5 protein-coding genes and 1 pseudogene are annotated in these 4,949 nt (G+C 71.2%); all 6 read right to left on the bottom strand.

Annotation, left to right across the window (positions count from 1 at the left end; all coding sequences use genetic code 11):
* Positions 1-202 (bottom strand): annotated as a pseudogene (locus FNH08_RS44470) (hypothetical protein); the annotation flags it as partial.
* Between the two features lie 10 nt (positions 203-212).
* Positions 213-566 (bottom strand): hypothetical protein, encoded by a 354-nt coding sequence (locus FNH08_RS44465; RefSeq protein ID WP_152777199.1) that lies wholly within the window; start codon positions 564-566, stop codon positions 213-215.
* Positions 553-2,388 (bottom strand): hypothetical protein, encoded by a 1,836-nt coding sequence (locus tag FNH08_RS44460; RefSeq protein WP_407704573.1) that lies wholly within the window; start codon positions 2,386-2,388, stop codon positions 553-555. Before FNH08_RS44460 ends, FNH08_RS44465 begins: the two co-directional genes overlap by 14 nt.
* A gap of 134 nt (positions 2,389-2,522) precedes the next feature.
* A complete protein-coding gene (locus FNH08_RS44455) occupies positions 2,523-3,029 on the bottom strand; it encodes an NUDIX hydrolase (protein WP_152777198.1) in 507 nt (168 codons plus the stop codon).
* A 44-nt stretch (positions 3,030-3,073) separates the two neighbouring features.
* Positions 3,074-3,409 (bottom strand): hypothetical protein, encoded by a 336-nt coding sequence (locus FNH08_RS44450; RefSeq protein ID WP_152777197.1) that lies wholly within the window; start codon positions 3,407-3,409, stop codon positions 3,074-3,076.
* 194 nt (positions 3,410-3,603) lie between these two features.
* Entirely contained in the window at positions 3,604-4,593 is a 990-nt protein-coding gene (locus FNH08_RS44445; protein WP_152777196.1) for a malate dehydrogenase, read from the bottom strand.
* Between the last annotated feature and the right edge of the window lie 356 nt (positions 4,594-4,949).

Here is a 4,949-nt window from a genome sequence, read left to right as displayed (position 1 = left end):
GTGTGAGGCCGGAAGCCGGTGGGGAGCCCGACGGGGGCTCGGAGACACGAGGGGGTAGGCCCCCCTCGTCGCCGGGCGCGTCGACCACCGTCGGTTCGTGGTCCGGCCTGCCCGGCGGTGGTGGGGTGGCGTGGGCCGTCTCCTGGGTGCCGTCCTCCCAGCGCTGGGTCTCCTCGTTCCAGTACCGCTGTCCCCCGCTCATCGCGGCCCCCTCACATCCCCAGCAGTCCGGCCACGGCCCCGGCCGAGGCGATCAGGCTCACCAGGGCCTCGGAGTCCGTGAGCAACTGGCGCAGGCGCGCCAGTCTGCCCGCGCCGACCGTGCCGGTACGGGTGATCTCGTCCTCGGTGTCGGCCAGCTCGGCGTCCAGTGCGCTGGTCCGCCCGTCCGCCCGCACCCGGGTCAGGTCGGCGCGCAGCTCGCGCACCGCGTTCAGAAGTTCCTCGGCGGCGGCGTCGCGCGGGCCGCCCGTGCCCTGGTGGCTCTCGGCGTGCGCGTGGCTGCCGATGGCGAAGGTGCTGTGCGAGACGTCGCCGATGCTGACGGTCGGCTCATCCGTTGCCATCGCTGTCGGTTCCCTTCTGCTGCTGCGGCACGGAGCCGCCGGTCGATGTGGAAGAGGAGGCGCGGGCATGGGAGCCGACGGCGAACGTGCTGTTCGCGACGGAGTCGATGTGCACACCGCCACCGCTGATGTTGACGACCTTCTGCACGAACTCGCCGGTCTGGTAGCCGTGTTCGGCCAGCGCCGTGCGCACGCCGTTCGCGATGCGGTCCTGCACGCTCCTGAGGTAGCGGTCCACGTCCATCCGCTGGAACAGCGACCCGGACCGTGCCGCACCCAGCTCGCGCACCGACATCGCGGGGCCGTCGGGCAGCGCGTTGCCGTGGCCGCTGGTGAGCAGCTGCCAGCCGTAGGCCGCGCCCTGGCACAGGGTGACCAGGGAGCGGATCGCGGAGCCGGGCACCTGGCCGACGGCCCAGGTGGCCTTGCCGAACATGCTGTTGCTGCGGAACCGGTGGGCCGTGCGGTCGGCGTCCTTGAAGTCCGCGCGGATCGGCTGCAGTACGTGCGGGGCGATCTCCAGCATCAGCATGCGGCCCTGGGTGTGGATCCGGACGTAGACGGTGACGACCAGCTCCTCCTCCCAGCCGCCCACCCGGACGCGCAGGAAGTGCCGCCGCTTCTCGGCACCCTCCTCCACCGCGCGGGCCCGGTGCCCCTCGAACGCCTCCTGGTTGTACGGGGCGTCCTCGCGCCGGCCGAGCCCCTCGGCGGGCAGGAACACGCACTCGTCGATCTCCAGCCAGCGCAGCCGGTCGCGCACGGCGTGCCCGGCGTACTCCGAGGGCAGCCGCAGTCCTTCGAGCAGCGGGCGGACGGCGTCCAGGATCGTCCGGTTGCTCATCGGCCGGACCTTCTTCATTCCGTCGGGCCGCAGCTCGACGGCGAGCACCCAGGTGTCGTAGTCCGCACCGGACCCGCAGAACGGGCGTGCCTCGTGGTACATGATCAGCGGCGCGCGCTGCTCCAGCCGGATGCGCTCCTTCAGCCGCTGGAACCGCCGGCTCTCCAGGCTCTCCGCGGGGTCGGAGGCGGCGTCCGGGAACCGCTCCGGGGACAGCTCGCCGCCCAGGGCCCGGGCGAACTGGCTGCGCTGGGCGCCCGTGCACAGGGCGACGGCCACGAAGAGCACCAGAGCCAGCCACGCCTGGAGGGCCTTGACGTCGGCGTCGCCGCCGAACATCTGCGACAGGGCGGGCAGCAGCCCCTTGAGGAAGCCCCAGAAGCCCGAGCCGTCGCCGGAGGAGTACGACTGGCAGTAACCGTAGGAGTCGTACGAGTCGCAGGAGGCATCGGACGAGGAGTCGTCGGAGCCGGAGAACGCGAACACGACCGTGGCGACCAGGAACAGACCGAACACGATCCGGCCCATCCAGCGGGCGACGAACGCGGCCAGCCGCCGCGGCAGTGGCGGGCGGTCGTCGTCGCCGCGGATCGCGGTCCCCATCGCCAGCAGGACGCTGGGCACGAGGTAGCCCGCGAGCAGGAAGTCGGTCACCAGCAGGCCCACCACCCACAGGCCCACGATGGCCCCGGCCCAGGCCAGTTCCAGGCGCCGGGCCCGCAGGGCGTGCGCGAGGACGCGGGCCGCGTCGAAGCCGAGCGAGGGCGCCACGAGCCGCTGCTCGTTGAGGTCCAGCTCCTCGATGACCCGGTCCCGGTAGACGGGGTCGAGGTAGGCCCCGGCGCACAGCAGACGGCTAGCCTCGCTGGCGTGGGGCGGGGTGGGCGGCGGGGCCTCGGGTGTCGCGGGCGTTAAGGGTGTTGAGGGCGTTGTCGTGGTTGTCGGCTGTGACTGCGGTGGCACGCTGGCGGTACTCACACCGTCTCCCCCGATGTGTGAACTGACGTGGGCATCACGCCAAGTGAGAAACCATCAGCATAGAGGTACGAAAGGAACTGCGGAATCCGTCTCGCACGACCGCACGATCACCGCACGGACGTGTGAAACGAGCTCTACTTGTCCAGGTACCGATGGAGCGCTTCCCGGCCGTCGCTGACGAACGTCCGGCGCCGGGCGAGCGCCTGGAGTTCGCCTTCGGTGAGCCAGGCGTACCAGGAGATCTCCGCCGGGTCGGGGGTGATGGCGGCGGGGTCCGTGAGGACGGTCTCGTGGAGGCCGAGCCAGTACGGGCTGATCTCGCCGCGGCAGAGGTACTTGAACAGGAAGCGGGGTGCGGCGGCCACGGCTCCCAGCTCCTCGGCGAGTTCGCGGGCCGCCGCCTGTTCGTAGGTCTCGCCGACATCCACGGCGCCGCCTGTGAGCCAGTGGTACTGGCCCGGGAAGCGGGACATGTCGTCCGCGCGGCGGTGGACGAGGATGCGGCCTTCGGGGTCACGGCAGACGACGGTCGCTATGCGGTGCAGCCAGTGGCGGGAGATCGCCTCGGCCCGGTCGACGACCCCCACCACGCGGTCCTGTTCGTCCACGCGCTCGATGAGTTCACGCCGCCGGGCCACCATGGCGGCAACGTACCCTGATCCGCCGCCGTACGGGTTCTGGTCGTCTAGTCCTGCGCGGAGGCCGCCGCCCTCGCGAGTTGCGTCGCGGCCAGCAGGCTGAGGCCCGGTTCCGCCTGCCGGAGCGCCTTGATGCCCGATACGGAGTCGGGGGCACCCTCGTGTCCCGCCGCTGCCAGCCGCTCGCGCACCCAGTGGGCGCGCAGGTCGTCGTCGTGTGCGGCCGCGGCCTGCCCGATGAGGGCGGCGGCCCGCTCCAGGCCGGGGCGTTCCTCCTCGCTCGCCTCGGCGAGGGCCTGGCGCACGGACGCGGCGATGACGTCGGCGTCGCGCAGCACGAGGACGTTGAGCTGGTCCTTCTTGCTTCCGAATGATCCGAACATGCTGGCCATCCTGTGTGTCAGGCCCCTTGTGACTCAAGCGACTTGAGGGTGATCTGAGGGCGGGGCCGACGTTCGCGGCGGTGCACACACCAACAGGCCCTGTCCCGGGGTGAGCCGGGACAGAGCCTGTTCGAGGTGGTGACTGATCCCCTCCCGGGAGGGGAGGTCCTCAGGGGGTCCTCAGGGAGAGGTTCTCAGATGAGGCCGAGCGCGCGGACGGCCTCGCGCTCCTCAGCGAGCTCCTTGACGGAGGCGTCGATGCGGGCGCGGGAGAAGTCGTTGATCTCCAGGCCCTGGACGATCTCGTACCGGCCGTCCTTCACGGTGACCGGGAAGGAGGAGATGAGACCCTCGGACACACCGTACGAACCGTCCGACGGGATGCCCATGGAGGCCCAGTCGCCCTCGGCGGTGCCGTTGACCCAGGTGTGGACGTGGTCGATGGCGGCGTTGGCGGCGGAGGCGGCCGAGGAGGCGCCGCGGGCCTCGATGATGGCGGCGCCGCGCTTGGCGACGGTCGGGATGAAGTCCTCGGCGAGCCACTTCTCGTCGTTGACGACCTCGGCGGCGTTCTTGCCGGCGACCGTGGCGTGGAAGATGTCGGGGTACTGGGTGGCGGAGTGGTTGCCCCAGATCGTGAGCTTCTTGATCTCGGAGACCGGGACGCCCGTCTTCTTCGACAGCTGGGTCAGCGCGCGGTTGTGGTCCAGGCGGGTCATCGCGGTGAAGCGCTCGGCGGGTACGTCCGGCGCGGCGGCCTGGGCGATGAGGGCGTTGGTGTTGGCCGGGTTGCCGACGACGAGGACCTTGATGTCGTCCGCGGCGTGGTCGTTGATGGCCTTGCCCTGCGGCTTGAAGATGCCGCCGTTGGCCTCCAGGAGGTCACCGCGCTCCATGCCCTTGGTACGGGGACGGGCGCCGACGAGCAGGCCCACGTTCGCGCCGTCGAAGGCGACGTTCGGGTCGTCCGTGATGTCGATGCCCTGAAGGAGCGGGAAGGCGCAGTCGTCGAGCTCCATGGCGGTGCCCTCCGCGGCCTTCAGCGCCGGGGTGATCTCCAGAAGGCGCAGCTTGACCGGCACGTCCGCGCCGAGCAGTTGGCCGGAGGCGATGCGGAAGAGCAGGGCGTAACCGATCTGGCCGGCCGCGCCGGTGACGGTGACGTTCACGGGAGTGCGGGTCATGGCGTTCTCCGTATGACAGCTGGCGGTGGGGCGGTCCCTGCCCCGGGGTGCGGGATCCCCGCCGCCGGCTCGTGACCGGCGCCGCCGCGATATCGATCACGGGTTACGAATGATCGATCTCTTGGCGTCAAGAGAGATCCGCGGGTCAGGCTATCGCGCATCCGGGATCCCGGACGGCCGGGTGTGTGTGGCCCGCCCCACAGCGGGTCGGGTTCCACGATACGGCGGCAGGAGGGCTTGAAAAGGCGGCCGCCGTCCGGGAGAGGTGGACGAGACGGCCGCCGTGTGGGGGTGCCGGGCCGGGAGGGGATGTCGATCTCCCGGGCGGCCGGACTCCCGTGGGGGTACCTTCCGCC

The organism is Streptomyces spongiae (assembly GCF_009377185.1).
GTDB classification, from domain to species: Bacteria; Actinomycetota; Actinomycetes; order Streptomycetales; family Streptomycetaceae; genus Streptomyces; species Streptomyces spongiae.
Note: the sequence above shows the minus strand (reverse complement) of the source record. Positions and strands in the feature narration are given on the sequence as shown.

Bases quoted from the DNA above. Each gene is read 5' to 3' on its own strand.
- FNH08_RS44445 (WP_152777196.1), bottom strand. From the start codon at position 4,593: ATGACCCGCACTCCCGTGAACGTCACCGTCACCGGCGCGGCCGGCCAG.
- FNH08_RS44450 (WP_152777197.1), bottom strand. From the start codon at position 3,409: ATGTTCGGATCATTCGGAAGCAAGAAGGACCAGCTCAACGTCCTCGTG.
- FNH08_RS44465 (WP_152777199.1), bottom strand. From the start codon at position 566: ATGGCAACGGATGAGCCGACCGTCAGCATCGGCGACGTCTCGCACAGC.
- FNH08_RS44455 (WP_152777198.1), bottom strand. From the start codon at position 3,029: ATGGTGGCCCGGCGGCGTGAACTCATCGAGCGCGTGGACGAACAGGAC.